The sequence below is a fragment of the Gordonia tangerina genome, assembly GCF_021556435.1.
Classification (GTDB): Bacteria; Actinomycetota; Actinomycetes; order Mycobacteriales; family Mycobacteriaceae; genus Gordonia; species Gordonia tangerina.
Genome location: NZ_JAKGCU010000022.1, coordinates 1 through 14,486, shown reverse-complemented (window position 1 = coordinate 14,486; position 14,486 = coordinate 1). Strand labels below are relative to the sequence as shown.

At 65.0% G+C, this 14,486-nt stretch carries 14 protein-coding genes and 1 pseudogene; 11 read left to right on the top strand and 4 right to left on the bottom strand.

What is annotated here, in order from left to right:
- Positions 1 to 57: 57 nt before the first annotated feature.
- Together L1892_RS19070 and L1892_RS19065 are read left to right on the top strand one after the other, a co-directional pair.
- On the top strand, positions 58 to 372 hold the full coding sequence (locus tag L1892_RS19070; protein WP_235725222.1) for an EthD family reductase: 315 nt from the start codon (positions 58 to 60) through the stop codon (positions 370 to 372).
- Positions 373 to 598: 226 nt separating this feature from the next.
- Positions 599 to 1,033 carry a DUF1330 domain-containing protein gene (locus L1892_RS19065; protein ID WP_235725221.1) on the top strand — a complete coding sequence of 145 codons (435 nt, stop codon included), beginning with the start codon at positions 599 to 601 and terminating at the stop codon, positions 1,031 to 1,033.
- 117 nt (positions 1,034 to 1,150) lie between these two features.
- Here the strand turns inward: L1892_RS19065 and L1892_RS19060 are convergent, their stop codons facing one another.
- Both L1892_RS19060 and L1892_RS19055 read right to left on the bottom strand, forming a co-directional pair.
- The gene (locus L1892_RS19060) at positions 1,151 to 2,254 is read right to left on the bottom strand and encodes a T6SS phospholipase effector Tle1-like catalytic domain-containing protein (protein WP_235725220.1); all 1,104 of its coding nucleotides are present in this window, start codon (positions 2,252 to 2,254) and stop codon (positions 1,151 to 1,153) included.
- 113 nt (positions 2,255 to 2,367) lie between these two features.
- Positions 2,368 to 3,300, bottom strand: a complete 933-nt coding sequence (locus L1892_RS19055; protein WP_235725219.1) for a helix-turn-helix transcriptional regulator — start codon at positions 3,298 to 3,300, stop codon at positions 2,368 to 2,370.
- Positions 3,301 to 3,378: 78 nt separating this feature from the next.
- Here L1892_RS19055 and L1892_RS19050 point away from each other — a divergent pair, with 78 nt between their 5' ends.
- Both L1892_RS19050 and L1892_RS24720 read left to right on the top strand, forming a co-directional pair.
- The gene (locus L1892_RS19050; protein ID WP_235725218.1) at positions 3,379 to 3,567 is read left to right on the top strand and encodes a hypothetical protein; all 189 of its coding nucleotides are present in this window, start codon (positions 3,379 to 3,381) and stop codon (positions 3,565 to 3,567) included.
- Positions 3,560 to 3,691, top strand: coding sequence for a hypothetical protein (locus L1892_RS24720; protein ID WP_268900480.1), 132 nt, complete (start codon positions 3,560 to 3,562; stop codon positions 3,689 to 3,691). Before L1892_RS19050 ends, L1892_RS24720 begins: the two co-directional genes overlap by 8 nt.
- 32 nt (positions 3,692 to 3,723) lie before the next feature.
- Here L1892_RS24720 and L1892_RS19045 read toward each other — a convergent pair whose 3' ends face one another.
- Positions 3,724 to 4,368: a TetR/AcrR family transcriptional regulator gene (locus L1892_RS19045; protein WP_235725217.1), complete on the bottom strand. Its 645-nt coding sequence runs from the start codon at positions 4,366 to 4,368 to the stop codon at positions 3,724 to 3,726.
- A 234-nt stretch (positions 4,369 to 4,602) separates the two neighbouring features.
- On the opposite strand from L1892_RS19045, the gene L1892_RS19040 reads away from it, so the two are divergent.
- From L1892_RS19040 to L1892_RS19010, 7 genes and pseudogenes are all read left to right on the top strand, one after another.
- Positions 4,603 to 5,730, top strand: a complete 1,128-nt coding sequence (locus L1892_RS19040) for a DUF5938 domain-containing protein (RefSeq protein ID WP_235725216.1) — start codon at positions 4,603 to 4,605, stop codon at positions 5,728 to 5,730.
- Between the two features lie 8 nt (positions 5,731 to 5,738).
- Complete coding sequence (locus tag L1892_RS19035) at positions 5,739 to 7,271, top strand: acyl-CoA synthetase (RefSeq protein WP_235725215.1); 1,533 nt, start codon at positions 5,739 to 5,741, stop codon at positions 7,269 to 7,271.
- 64 nt (positions 7,272 to 7,335) lie between these two features.
- Positions 7,336 to 8,090: pseudogene (locus tag L1892_RS19030) on the top strand (SDR family NAD(P)-dependent oxidoreductase).
- Positions 8,091 to 8,882: 792 nt separating this feature from the next.
- Complete coding sequence (locus tag L1892_RS19025; RefSeq protein WP_235725213.1) at positions 8,883 to 9,485, top strand: TIGR03086 family metal-binding protein; 603 nt, start codon at positions 8,883 to 8,885, stop codon at positions 9,483 to 9,485.
- A 94-nt stretch (positions 9,486 to 9,579) separates the two neighbouring features.
- A complete protein-coding gene (locus tag L1892_RS19020) occupies positions 9,580 to 10,824 on the top strand; it encodes an MFS transporter (protein WP_235725212.1) in 1,245 nt (414 codons plus the stop codon).
- Between the two features lie 371 nt (positions 10,825 to 11,195).
- A complete protein-coding gene (locus L1892_RS19015; protein ID WP_235725283.1) occupies positions 11,196 to 12,668 on the top strand; it encodes an LVIVD repeat-containing protein in 1,473 nt (490 codons plus the stop codon).
- On the top strand, positions 12,665 to 13,306 hold the full coding sequence (locus tag L1892_RS19010; protein ID WP_235725211.1) for a DUF305 domain-containing protein: 642 nt from the start codon (positions 12,665 to 12,667) through the stop codon (positions 13,304 to 13,306). Before L1892_RS19015 ends, L1892_RS19010 begins: the two co-directional genes overlap by 4 nt.
- 12 nt (positions 13,307 to 13,318) lie before the next feature.
- Here L1892_RS19010 and L1892_RS19005 read toward each other — a convergent pair whose 3' ends face one another.
- Entirely contained in the window at positions 13,319 to 14,164 is an 846-nt protein-coding gene (locus L1892_RS19005; protein WP_235725210.1) for an enoyl-CoA hydratase-related protein, read from the bottom strand.
- Between the last annotated feature and the right edge of the window lie 322 nt (positions 14,165 to 14,486).

Genomic DNA, 14,486 nt, shown 5'->3' with positions numbered 1-14,486 from the left:
ACGGTGAGCTCACCGGGACAGTGCCACGAGGTCCCACCGTCGATAAGGAGTACCCACATGACCATCCGCGTCGCCGTCTGCTACTGCCAACCCAACGATCCCGCCGCATTTGACGAGTACTACGAGCAGGTCCACATCCCCCTCGCGTCGAAGGTGCCCGGATTGACCGACTACACCTGGGGCAAGGTCGCAACGCTCGACGGTTCGGAGCCGCCGTACTACGCCGTTGCGAACCTCTACTTCGCCGATCAGGAGGCCTTGATGGCGGCTGCGGGCTCCGAGGAGATGGCCGCCGCCGGCGCCGACGTCGCAAATTTCGCCACCGGCGGAGTCACGATGTTCACGCAGGAGGAAGCCTCGGTGCTTCGGTAACCGCTCGGCGCGTTCGACGCCACGTCGATGGTGGTCCGTCGTTTCCACCGGTGTGCGGACCCGACGCCAACCACACGGGGAACTGACATCCACGGCGGTTACAACCCTGTGTGGATGTCAGTTCTCCATGTGGTAGATCGCTACTGCGCGGGAGGCGGGTTGGCCGTGCCAGCCTTGGCGACCTATTCGTCGCAATCGCCGGGGAGCGACAACCTACAGTGGACCAATGAGCACGGACCTCCCACCCACCGACCGCCGCACCCTCGATCCGCGCCGTCACCAGCTCGCCGAGGTCATGCAGTTGCCTGCCGATCAGCCGGTCACGATGCTCAATCTGCTGCGGTATCGCGATGTGGCCGACTACTCGGCCGCCGATGATCTCGCCCCCGAGCAGCCGATCTCGGGCGAGCAGGCATATCGCCGCTACGGTGCGGCGGCGACGCCCCATATCGAGAAGGCGGGCGCCGAGGTGGTGTACCACGGCGACTGTGGTCCCACCGTGATCGGCCCGGCCGACGAAACGTGGGATTCGATACTGATGGTGCGCTACCCGAATCCGAAAGCGTTCCTGGACATGGTCACCGACCCCGAGTACCAGTCGTTGTCGCGCCATCGCACTGCAGCACTGGCTGATTCACGCCTCATCGCCACCACGTCGTAGCCGGAGTCGCCCGCCGTCTGCGGCGCAACGGTTCTGGCCGCACCTGCGGGTTCTGGCCGCAGTTCCGACTCCAAGCCGGAACCTGGAACTGCGGCCGGAAATTCCGACCAGACTGGCTCAGGTCGCCGTCAGGTGGAAATCGACCTTCAGCTCTGGCCCACCATTCTCCCGATAGGCGGCGAGGTTCGCCGGACCGTAGGCGGCGACGGTGTCCATCCGGCGGGCCGCGCTCGATGCGACGAACTCATGCCCGGAGTCGACGGCCCCCATAGGGCGTGAAAGTCCAGCGATCAAGCGGTAGAGACCTTTCCGCGACTCCTGCAGCGGGACCGCGAACGCGTCGGTGTCGATGAGGAATTGGCTGATCGCGCTGATTACCCCGACGGTCGCCGGTCCCGATGCCGGTGCTTCCTTGTCGTCGGTGAACGCGAGTCCGTGACGCCGCGCCCGATCCATCATCCACACCAGTGGGATGTTGCTGATCTTGCTGTCGGCATAGCCACCGCCGACGTTGCAGTGCACTCCGGAAAACCAGACCTGCTCGATGATCTGGCTGTCCGGGGCATCCGGCTGCGCCCGCCACAGCGTCGGCTTGAACGGTCCGCGCTTCTCGTCGATGGCCAACGCATGATAAGCGGCCGCGACGGTGGAACTGAGCTGAGTGTCGTGAAATGCCCACCGTCGATTGATCCATTCGAAGACCTTGCCGCTGAGTGGAATTCCTAACGAGCCGACGGTGTCCCACACCCCGATGAAGCGGATCGGCACCTCATGTGAATACTGCTCACGGAACTCGACGGCACGTTCGCCGCTCGGCGCCGACGACCGGTCCCGATCGCGGTACAGCGCGAAGGCCTCGTCGAGACGGCCGCGGTGCTCTCGCGTCAGCAGGCCGGCGTTGCGGATGAAACCGGCGATACTACGCGCCGTGTACGCGCCGCGGCTGAACCCGAACAGGAAGATCTCGTCGCCGGGTTCGTACATCTCGACGAGTTCGCGATACCCGTTCTTCACATTCTTGGACAGTCCCAGACCGAGCGCTCCCCCGCGAACCTTGTGCCATGGCTTGGTCCCGACTCCGGCCACATAAACGGAGTCCTGGATGACGCCGGCATCGTCGGTGCCGGCGATCGCCTGATACAGCTTGACCACGTTCGTCGGGTGTTTCTGCCCGAACACATTCCAGGTGCCGTCGCAACACACGATCAGCCGTCTCGGCATGATGAGTCGATCTCCTTTTCAGGCGGGACAGATGCTTGCCAGATCCTATTCGGTATCGGATGCGTCACGCGTCGCGTAATTGATCGACATCTGCCGCCGACCTCGTCGGCGGGTCACGGCTTCCGCAACACATTGCGCGCCCGCGCATTAATGGCGTCGCGCATCCAGTCGGGCTCGACGACCTCAAAGGAGTGCTCGAGCAGCAGAGCCCACACCATTCTCAATGCGCGGGTCCGGTCGCCGTACCGTAGCCGGGCTCGCACGGTCGCCGCGCTGGGCATCGTCGTGTCGTGAATCGCCACGGCACGCCCGAGCCGATCCAGATCCTCGGCAGCACAGTCGATCACCACATCGACCGGTTCGAACGATGCCCGAAACGCGCTCCGATGTCGTTGCCAGATCTCGTCGAGGTCGACCTGATGGTCCCGCTGAGCCGGCTCGTCGAGGACCTCGACGGCGGACATCCGCGACAGCCGATACATGCGTTCGTCACCGTCCACTGTCGCGACGAGGTACCAGGTGTCGCCGGCCACAATGAGACCGATGGGATCGAGAACGCGTTTGCGTGCTTCATCATCGCCGCGTCTGCGATAGCCGACCCGCAGTCGTCGACCATCGAACACCGCCTGCTGGACGGCCCCCAACGCGCTCACCTCTTCTGGTTCACGCACGAAGCCCTCGGGCCGGACGAGGACACGTTGAGCCGCGTCGACCGCCCGGCTACGATGAGCCTCGGGCAGCGCGGCGGCCACCTTGCGCATCGCGCTGGCGAATGCCGGTGAATCCAGTCGCCCGGTGCCGGCCAACAACGATGTCGCCTCGTCGACCGTCAGCCCCGTCAGATCCGTGCGATAGCCCGGCAGCAACGCGAAACCACCGTGCCGACCACGCTCGGCATACACCGGCACGCCGGACAACGACAGCGCGTCGATGTCGCGCAGCACCGTCCGCTCCGAGACTCCGAGTTCTTCGGCGATGGCCGCAGCGGTGAGCCGCTCATGCTTCTTTAACAGCATCAGCACCGCGATGAGACGTTCGGCTCGCATGTAGCCATTGTCCAGAAAATCACGACAAGTAGTGTCACGTATCAGAGGAGGTAATGCTGCACGACCCTGCTGACGTATATGTGCTTCTACTGCGTGTACTTCGGCATCCCGCAGCGGCTGCAGTTCGGCGATCAGAACCTACTCAACGAGGTCACCCCGGTCGGCGAGGTGGGCACCGCGATCGGGATGTACCGAACCGTCTCATTCGTCGGCGCCACCCTCGTGGTGGCGGTCCTTCAACTCACCGCAGGCGGCGCGGTTGGGTGACGCCGGGTTACACCGCACCGGTGTGTTCATCATCGTGGTCGCCACGCTCCTGTTGGCCGGGGTCGTGTTCTCCCGCAATATGGGTCCGCGTGCCAAGCGCGACGCGACGCAGAGCGGCAGCTGACATCGCGCAGCGATTCGCAACCCCGGCGAGCCTCATTGTCCGCGTGTGGCTCCACCCACGGCCGCGGTGAACACCGCATCGAGTTGCGTTCTCGCCGCATCGACCCCGGCCGCACGTCCTGCAAAATGCTGCAAGAGAGCGCGCTGAAAGATGCCGTCGAGCGCCGCATATGCGGTCGACGAGTCGATCGCGGGTTCGACGCGTCGTAGCTCGCAGTATCGTGCGACAACCCGCCAGATCATCTCTTCCCGGCGCACCTCGATCTCGAGCACATCTGCCCGGAAAGCGTCATCGAAGAAGCTTTGATTACGCAGGTCATACCAGAGGCGATGAACGGGCGCATCGATGACGAGCGTGCCGAAATACTTGTCCCGGAACGCCTCATGGAGCTGTTCCGCGGTCTCCGCATCGGCGACGACTTCGTCGTAGCGAGTGACACATAGCGTCTCGAACTGACGCACCGCCTCCGCTATCAGGTCGAGTTTGTCGGAGAAGTAATAGTGCAAGACCCCGTGGGAATACTCGGAGTTCTGCGCGATCTCACGGAGACTTGTGCGCGCGTAGCCGAGCTCGGCGAGCGTGTTGAGGGTGGCTGCGGCCAACTCCGCACGCTTGGCGTGAAACTTGTCGCGCGCACGCTCCTCAACTCGCGCCTTGGGGTCGACGACCTGCGTCATACCGAACTCCGTCCTGCACTGCCTATCCACCTCGTGCCTGGCAGCGAGTCTAGCTCCACCCGCCGGCGGGACATCTTGACAGTCGTCAAGATTTTTCTTGACGACTGTCAAGCTCTATCACTAGTGTGAGCCACGGCACATCCGATGTCGACTTCAGGGCGCATCACTCCCCTGTGCGCATCTACGGTTCCGGCCGGGTCGCGGCCGAGCTCCGAAGACGAGAGGAACACTCACATGGCAACCGACAAGCGCGTCGTCGTATACGGCGCTTCGGGCTACACCGGCCGTCTCATCTGCGAGTACCTGCGCGAATACAACATTCCGTTCCTTGCTGCAGGCCGAAGCCTCAGTCGCCTCAAAAGTGTCGTCGAGGCGGTACCCGGCATCGACACCGTCGACCACGAGATCGTGGAGGTCGAGCACTCGAAGGATGCCTTGGTCGAGACCTTTCGCGGTGCTGATGTCGTGCTCAATACGGTCGGCCCGTTCGCGCGGTGGGGTCATCCGGTCGTCGAGGCCTGCCTGGAGATCGGCGCGCATTACACCGACAGCAACGGCGAACAGAATTGGATGATCGACGTGGAGGCGAAGTACTCCGCGGAGTTCTCCTCCCGAGGCCTCGTCCTCACTCCGGGGCTGGCCCAGATGTACTCGATCGGCGAGATCGCCGCGAATATCTGCCTCGAGACCCCCGGTCTGGACACGCTGGACATCGAGGTGTTCTGGAAGGGCCATCCAACCGTCGCATCCACCAACACAATCCTGACCAACGCAGCTTTCTCCAAGGCGTACTACCTCGAGCAGAACGAGTACGTCGAATGGCCTGCCGACGACGGCCTGACCCAGGTCGTCGTGCCGGGGCAGCACGAACTGGGACTGGCTTTGCCGTGGGGCGGAACCTCGCACCCCGTGTGGTTCAAGAATGATCCCCGCGTCGCGAATGCCCGTGCACTCGGCGGAGTGTTCAATCGCCCGCTGATGGAGGGCGTCCCCCAGATGGTGGCCGCCGCGTTGGCCGAGATGGAAGGAAAGACGGAGACCGAGAAGTACCAGATCATCGACGCGATCTCCGGTTCCATCCGCAGCGAGACCCCGCCGCGGGAGAACCCGCGGATCAACACCTCACTGGATTCGGTGTACGCTTCCGGCCCACTTGGCCGCGTGCACTGCGTGATTCACGGCAACTGCAACTACAAGCAGACCGCGCTGCTCAACGTGCACGCCGCCGCCCACCTGTTGAAGGCACCACCGCGAGCGGTCGGTTTCGCATCGAGCTGCGAGGCGTTCGGGTACCGGGAACTGCTCGGAGTGTTGAAGGCCTTCGGCCTCGTGCTCGATCCGATCGTGACCGCGCACAGTTGAGTTCGGCGATGCGACTAGCGGACTACCTCGACAAGGGCGCGTCGTTGGGACTCGACCGCCCATGCCTGACCGCCGACGGCGTGACCCGGTCCTACGGCGAGGTCCGAGAGCAGACCATCGCGGTCGCCGGGGCGTTGCAGCGCACCGGGATCGAGACCGGCGATCGCGTCGCGGTGCTGTCGACGAACGATCCCCTGGCCTTGACGTGCGTGTTCGGAATCTCGCGGGCGGGTGCCGTGTGGTGCCCGGTCAATCCTCGCAACGAAGCCGAGGAGAACCGGCAATTGTTCGACCTGTTCGGCTGTCGATTCCTGTTCTTCCAAAAGAAGTTCGGCGAACTCGTGGCCCGTATCAGAACCGACCTGCCGCAGCTCGAATGGCTCGTCTGTCTCGACGGTGAGTTCGACGACGCCATGGACTTCGACACCTGGCTCTCGAAGCACAGCGGCGAACCGGACGAGGGGAGGCACCCACCGAACGGATTGTGCCTTCTGGCCGGCACCGGGGGCACGACCGGCAAGCCGAAGGGGGTGCGTCTCACCGCGGACAACCTGATGACGTCCACCGCACTGGCGCTGATGAGCTATCCGTTCGGGGAGCGTCCCCGCTACCTCGCACTTGCTCCGCTGACCCATTCGGCGGGTGTGCTGACTTTCCCGATCCTGAGTCTGGGCGGCGAAGTGGTCGTCATGCCTCGGCCGGACCTGGGGGAATTCTTGGCGCTTGCGCAGCGGCATCGCATCACCCACGCGTTCCTGCCCCCGACCGTGATCTACGGACTGCTCGATCATCCTGCGCTCGACAACACGGATCTCTCCTCCCTGCGGTGCCTCTGGTACGGCGCCGCGCCGATGTCACCGACACGCCTCGAAGAGGCATTGACGCGAATCGGTCCGGTCCTCGGACAGCTGTTCGGTCAAACCGAGGCGCCCAACATGATTGCGACCCTGGCGCCGGCCGAGCACTTCCTACCGGACGGTTCGGTGGCGACGGAACGACTACGCTCTGCCGGTCGTCCGACGCCACTCACCACGGTGGCGATCATGGGCGACAACGGCACCCTGCTGCCTCGCGGGGAGCGCGGTGAGATCGTCGTGAAAGGACCGCTGGTCATGGACGGCTACCACGACAACCCCATTGCAACAGAGGAATCGAATCGTTTCGGCTGGCATCACACCGGCGACATCGGATACCTCGACGAAGACAACTTCCTCTTCGTGGTGGATCGCGCGAAGGACATGATCATCACCGGCGGCTTCAACGTCTACTCCGCCGAGGTCGAACAAGCCCTACTGGCCCATCCGGCGGTGAAGGAAAGCGCGGTCATCGGTCTACCCGACGACAAATGGGGCGAGCGCGTCACCGCAGCGGTGCAACTTCGCCCCGGTCGACCAGTGACCGATGCGGAGCTCATCGACTTCGTCAAGAAGCGAATCGGAAGTGTCAAGGCACCAAAGGAGATAGAGATCTGGGACGACCTGCCGCGATCGAAGGTGGGCAAGATCCTGAAGAACGAGGTGCGCGCGTCGATGCAGAAATGACCGATCCGACCACCAATCACCTGGAAATCACTGTTCTCACGGTATGAGATCTGAAAGGAACACCATGTCCGAACTGCAAGGCAAGCGGGTTTCGTGACGGGATCAGGCGCCGGCATCGGCAAAGCCATCGCCACGTTGTTCACCGAACGCGGCGCGCGTGTGGTCGTCAGCGACCGCGACAAGGACGCAGCCGAGAAGGCCGCCGCCGAGATCGGTGCGGCCGGAATCGCAAATTGCGACGTCACCAGCGAACCGGAAGTCCAGACCGCGATCGCCGAGGCTGTCCGGATCTTGGGCGGTCTCGACGTGTTGGTCAACAACGCCGGAATCGAGATCTCCTCACCGCTGCTGCAACAGTCGACCGAGAGTTTCGACCTGATCCATCAGATCAATGTCCGTGGGCCGTTTGTGGCGATGAAGGCGGCAGCCGAACACCTTGTCGCATCCAAGGGCAACATCGTCAACATGGCCTCGGTCGCCGGGTTGGGGGGAAGCCCGCTGTTGGGGTCGTACTGCGCCAGCAAGGCCGCGCTCATCCAGCTGACGCGGGTGGCGGCGATCGAGATGCGCGACGCCGGAGTCCGGGTGAACGCAGTGTGTCCGGGCTTTGCCGACACCGCCATGGTCTCGAGGCTCGTACCGGATTTCGAGGCCGCCACCCAGGTCCCATTCGGTGACCTGGTCGCTGCCAAACAGGGCCGGCTGGGCACACCGGAGGATATCGCCCACGTGGTTGCATTCCTGGCATCAGACAGCGCGAGCTGGGTGACCGGCAGCAGCTATGTCCTCGACGGCGGCCTGACCGCATCGCTGGTGTGACACCGGAGGACCTCACCGACTGTGCGCCGGCTGCGCTCCGGTGAGCGACGCCGACGTCGCTCACCGGAGCCGTTCGCTGGACGGCCACGAGTCTGACTCAGGCGCAGGGGCAGCTGTTGCTCGTCCATGGTTACCGCTCGGTTTCACGGGTGCCGTACGCCGACACCGACTTCGCCGGACGTCATGCACAAAACCCTTAGCTCCTCGATTCGATCGCTGAAGCCATCCAGCGCGATCATCCGGACGTCCGGCTACGAACATTTCAGAATCCGCCCTGGTTCTAACTCTGCTCCAACGGGTCTCGGCAGGTATCGATGCCCTCGTTGTCGGCCGTCGGCGAGGCCACGGTTGTCTACGACGCTTCGGCACCGGCGTCATTGATCGACTGACCCACACCGCAACCTGCCCAGTTATCACAGATCCGGCGGGGACGACGACACATTCCGGACCCGTCGTCGTCACGTTCGATGATTTCCACGACGCAGCCGCGACATGGCACATCACATTTCAGCATGCCTACTGGGTCCATCAGCCCGTAGTGGCGTTGGCGCCGGTGGCCGACGATGCATCAACCGAGGCCGTCGCCGCCTGCGACTCGTCCGTCGGCTATCGGCAGTCTCGACGACGATCACCGGCATCCGACGAGGACCACCAGCACCCGTGCCCATCGCGCAGACCGCGCAAGCATTCGACTCGAACGAGTTGGAGCATCACGCAGAAACATGACAGAGGGTGTCGTAGTTAGGAGCTTGACTGGGATCACCGAACACGCATCAGGAGGAAGGAACCACAATGACGAACGCCACGATCGGTGACCCTCGCCCTGCCTACGCCGCCGCAACCGCGTGGGTCACCGAACTGCTCATCGGTGTGTCCGAAGATCAATGGTCGGCCCCCACACCGTGCGACGAGTTCGACGTCCGCACGCTCGCCGCACACCTGATCGCCACGGCCAACCGAGCGGTCGCGCTCGCCGAGGGCGCCGACGCCCTCGCACTGCCCCGCCTCGCCGACACCTATGACGCACACTCATACGCCGTCACCGTCGGCAAAGCCATCGAGCTGTGGTCCGACGACGCCACCCTGACTACCCCCGTCACTGTCCCGTGGGGTGAGGTCCCGGGAGCAGGTGCGCTGTGGGGCTACGTCAGCGAGACCCTGGTACACGGTTGGGACCTGGCCGTCGCCACCGGCCAATCGGCCGAAACCGATCCGGCCGTGGTCGAACCGGTACTGGCCATCGCGCGCCAGTTCATCCCGGCCGAGATCCGCGAGAACCCCGAGGTACCGTTCGGACCGGTCGTCGAGCCTCGCCCCGAGGCCGGGCCGACCGAACGGTTGGCGAACTGGACCGGACGTTCGTCGACGCCCTGGGTGGGTGCGTCGGCACGGTGACCGCACTCATCCGCGGATCGGGTGACCGGCATTCGGCGGCATAGGATGGATCCTTGTGTCCCTCCGTCGTACGCCCGAAGTGAGTACGGACGGCGTGGCACCGAAGGGCGCTTTGGCCTCTTTGTCCAATCCGAACTATCGGCTGTACTTCGCCGGGCAGACGCTGTCACTCACCGGTACCTGGATGCAGATGACGGCCCAGGCCTGGCTCGTGCTGACGCTCAGCGGGTCGGCATCTGTGCTCGGTGCCATCGTCGCCCTGCAGGCGCTGCCGATCCTGTTGCTCGGCCCGTACGCGGGTGTGATTGCCGACCGGGTCGATCGCCGCCGGTTGATGATCGTGCTGCAGACCATCATGGGGATTCTCGCCGGCATCCTCGCGGCACTGACACTCGGCGGGTGGGTGCAGATCTGGCATGTCGCGGTGTTGGCTCTGCTCGTCGGCCTCAACAACGCCTTCGAGAACCCGGCCCGCCAGGCGTTCATCCATCAGGTGGTGGGCGAGGAGTTGATACGCAACGCCGTAACCTTGAATTCGGTGATGGTCAACGCGGCCCGAGCCGTGGGCCCCGGCGTCGCCGGTCTCGTCCTCGCGGCCGTGGGCGCCGGATGGTGCTTCGCGATCAACGCGCTGAGCTTCGTCGCGGTGGTCGTCTCGCTCGTCGCGATGAACACCACGACGATCGAACACGAGGAGCCCATCGCCCGCGCCAAGGGCCAGCTCCGCGAGGGTTTGCGCTACGTTCGCGGCTCTCCCGCCCTCTGGATCCCGCTGGTGATGATGGCCCTCGTCGGCACGCTGGCCTACGAGTTCCAGGTGTCGCTGCCGGCCGCTGCAGCGGACACGTTCGACGGCGGACCGCAGGCCCTCGGGTTCATGACCTCGGCCATGGGGGTGGGCGCTGTGGTCGGGGGCCTGCTCGTCGCCGCACGTGGCACCACCGGCCTGCGCCCGCTGACCATTGCGGCGGCCGGTTTCGGCGTGACCATCGCCGCGACCGCGATCGCCCCGTCGTTGCCGATCGCCATCGCCGCACTGTTCTTTGTCGGATGGCTCAGCGTCACCTTCATGTCCACCGGAAATGCGACGCTGCAGTTGAACGCCGATCCGCGGATGCGCGGCCGGGTGATGTCGCTGTGGTCGGTGGCGTTCATGGGGTCGACCCCGATCGGCGGACCGATCATCGGCGCCATCTGTGAGGTTACCGATGCGCGGGTGGGTCTCGGAGTGGGCGCGGTCTCGTGCTTCGTCGCGGCCGCGCTCGGTGCCGCGGTGTGGCGGCGCGGGAATCGTCGTCGACCGGTGCGGATGCGGTCGACGGAGGGTGGCCCTTCGTGACGCTCGCAAGCTCGCTCCCTCCGAGGCTCGCAAGCTCGCACCTCAGGAAGGCGCCTCAGGGACCAGGTGAGAATTCTCTGATCCCTGAGGAGGCCCGGAGCCTGCGGAGGGCCGTCACGAAGGGACTCCCTTCGCGACGCTCGCACGCTCCCGGTGCTCTCAATGACCTGTCATCCGGTCGTGCCGATATCGACGAAACCGCCCATGGAAACCGACTCGTGCAGTTAGGTTGAGCGGATCAACTGTCCTACTCTGGGGGGGAGTCGGCTGTGTCCCACCGATCGCTACTCATCGACGCGCATCGATCCTCGCCCGGCCACCGGGCGCTGGTGTCGTGCGCACTGTTCGCCATTGCCGTGACGCTCGCGACGATGGGCGCCGCTGCCGCGAGCGCCGCGACCCACTACTTCCCCGACATCTCGGAGAAGTCGGTCGCGAGAGCGGAATGCGGCCCCGGCGACCTGCCCGAACGTGGTCTGCAGGGTGACGTCAGCGCCGAGGACCGCAACTCGGGTCGAACACGCCTCGGCTACCGCTGCAACATGACAGAAGTCGGTCAGGTGCGTGGCTCCGGCGGCGGTATCGTCTCGGCGACATTCGACCACTGCAGCTACACCGGAAGCCTGTTCCCCGGCACCAACCTGGTGCCGCAGCCGGGCGTGCAGGTGGTCGACGTCGCCAATCCCCGCAATCCCAGGATCGTCGGCTCGCTGACCGAACCCGCCATGCGCGGCGGGACCTGGGAGACGCTCAAGGTCAACGAGGAACGCAAACTGTTGGCCGCCACCTCCGTTCCGCTGCTGTGGGGCGGTGGATTCTTCTCGGTCTACGACATCTCCGACTGCGCGCACCCGAAACTGCTCAACCACGGCCCCGGCACGGCCACACCGCTGCCGTTCACCTCGCACGAGGGCGGGTTCTCCCCCGATGGCCGAACCTATTGGGCCTCGGGTATCTCCCCCGGCCATCTGACCGCCATCGACATCTCTAATCCGGCTGCACCACACGTGATCTGGCAAGGACTGCACAGCTTCGTCGGACACGGGTTCGGAATCACCCCTGACGGTAACCGGATGTTCCTGTCCAACGCGGCCGGTGTCACCGTCCTCGACATCAGCGACGTACAGCGCCGCGCGCCCTACCCGCAGGTGCCGCACGAGGCGGCATACCTCTGGCCGGACGGGCAGGTGAATCAGCACACCATCCCGGTGACCTACCGGGGCCGCCCGCACATCATCACCGTCGACGAACTCGGTTCCGGCGGTGTGAAATTCTTCGATGTGAGCCGGGTGAACAAGCCCGGATACGTCGCCCAGATCAAACTCGAGATCAACCTGCCCGAAAACCTCGATACCAACCTGCGGTCGTCGATGGGCGGCGGCGTCTTCAGCAGCAACCCGCACTACTGCGCGGTCGACCGACGCGACAACCCCACCGCACTCGCCTGTTCCTGGGAGTCGTCGGGCATTCGCGTGTTCGACATCCAGAACATCAAGAAGATCAAGGAGATCGGCTACTTCAATCCGCCGGCCCAGAAGAACGCGACCGTCGTCGACCTACCCAACTCTCCGCATGTGTTGGCGTCGGCGTCGGGTGTGCCCGCCGTCGAGTTTCTCAGCCTGGGCATGTCGATCCTGAATGGGAAGGTCCGGTTCGAGGAGATGATCGGGCCGCGCACAGGCATGCTGGTCGGCGGCGACATGGCCACCGACTGGTGCTTCTCACCACCGGAGTGGCGCGGCAATCAAATCTGGACCACCTGCGCCGACGGCGGTTTCTATGCCATGACGTTGAGCCCCCGGGTGTACACCCCGCCGCCCGACCAGGACTCGTATCTCGGATGAGTTCTGCGGTACGGATCGTCGGCGCCCTGGGCGTCGCCTCACTGCTGGTCGCGGTGGGTGTGGTGTTCGGCATGGCCTGGCAAACCCACCGTGATTCCGACGCACAGCCACCGGCGCCGAGCGTCGTCGATGTGGGCTTCGCCCAGGACATGTCGACACACCACGATCAGGCGATTCTCATGTGCACCAGCCTGTCCCGTGATGTTGCCCCGCGGATTCGCGGACTCGCCGACCGCATGACGGCTGCGCAGGCCGCGGAAGTCGCCACCATGCGCGGCTGGCTGACCTGGTTCTCACTGCCCGTGACCACCGAGCAACCGATGTCCTGGATGGCCACGACCGACGGGCACTCCCACGCGCCGACCGCCGACGCACCGCCGATGCCCGGCATGGCCAGCATCGACGAACTGGACCGACTGGCCGCCGCACACGGCCGCGACGCGGAGATTCTGTTCCTGCAGTTGATGATCCGACATCATCGTGGAGGGCTGGATATGGCCCAGGCGGCATACAACGACCCTCGGTCGAGCTCGCCGACCAAACAGCTCGCGCTCACCATGATCGGGGAGCAGGGCGACGAGATCGGCCAGATGACACTGATGCTGCGGGAGCGTGACGCACAGCCCCTGCCGACGTGACACCCCGAACCGTCAGAAGATGTCCGGCAGGTCTGTGGAGACGCGGTCGGTGAAGGTGGCGGGCCGCTTCTCCAAGAACGAGGTGACGCCCTCGGCGACATCGTCCATCGTGCCGCGGTAGTAGATCGCTTTGGAGTCGGCGCGATGGGCGTCCCACGGGCTGGGCGCGCCGGCCATCCGCCACAGCAGTTGCCTGGTCAACGCCACCGAGACCGGAGCCGTCGTCGACGTCATCTCACGCGCCGTGGCGATCGCCGTGGAGAGCACCTCGTCCTTGGGCACCACCTGCTGCACCAGCCCCCGCTCATGCGCCTCGGCGACGGGCACCATCTTGGCGCCCATCGTCCACTGCAGGGCCGTCGGCAGTCCGACCAGTTTCGGCAGGAACCACGTCGAGGCCGCCTCGGGCACCAATCCTCGTTGGGCGAAGACGAAACCGAACTTCGCGTCGTCGGAGGCGATGCGAACGTCGGCGGGCAAGGTCATGGTCACCCCGACGCCGGCGGCCGCACCATTGACGGCCATCACCACCGGTTTGAGTGATTCGAAGATGCGCAGGGTGACCTGCCCGCCCATGTCACGGGGCACCTCACCCGGTTCCTGCTGTTCGAGTTCGAACGTGGTGGCGCCGCCACCGAGGTCGGCGCCGGCGCAGAAGACACGGCCGGTCCCGGTGATCACCACTGCCCGCACCGTGTCGTCGGCGTCGGTCTCGTCGAAAACCGCGATCAGCTCCTCCCCCATCTGGTGGGTGAAGGCGTTGAGCCGGTCGGGCCGGTTGAGGCGGATGATCGCGACGTCACCGTCGCGTTCGAGGACGATGTGCTGTTCGGCGGTCTGCTCGGTCGGAGAGGTCACCGACTCAACGTACTCGACGACCGAGCGATCGTTCGTGAAGTCTGGCGAATGCGGGGTCATCTGGCACGCGCGAAGGCAGAACCCCGCTGATCGCGTAGTCCGAGCCGCTGGCACCACTCCCGCTGATCGCGTAGCCCGAGCCGCTAGGCGAGGGCGTATCGAGATCGCTTGCGGCTCACGTGGTCTCGATACGCCGCTCGCCTAGGAGGCTGCTGAAGAAGTGGTCTGTGTGCGGCTGGCCGTCGGTAATGCTGGGTCTGTTGATCACGGGCGAGTGTTGCTCGGGCGCTTGCCCCGCGGGGTCAGGCGGTGGTCAGGGTCC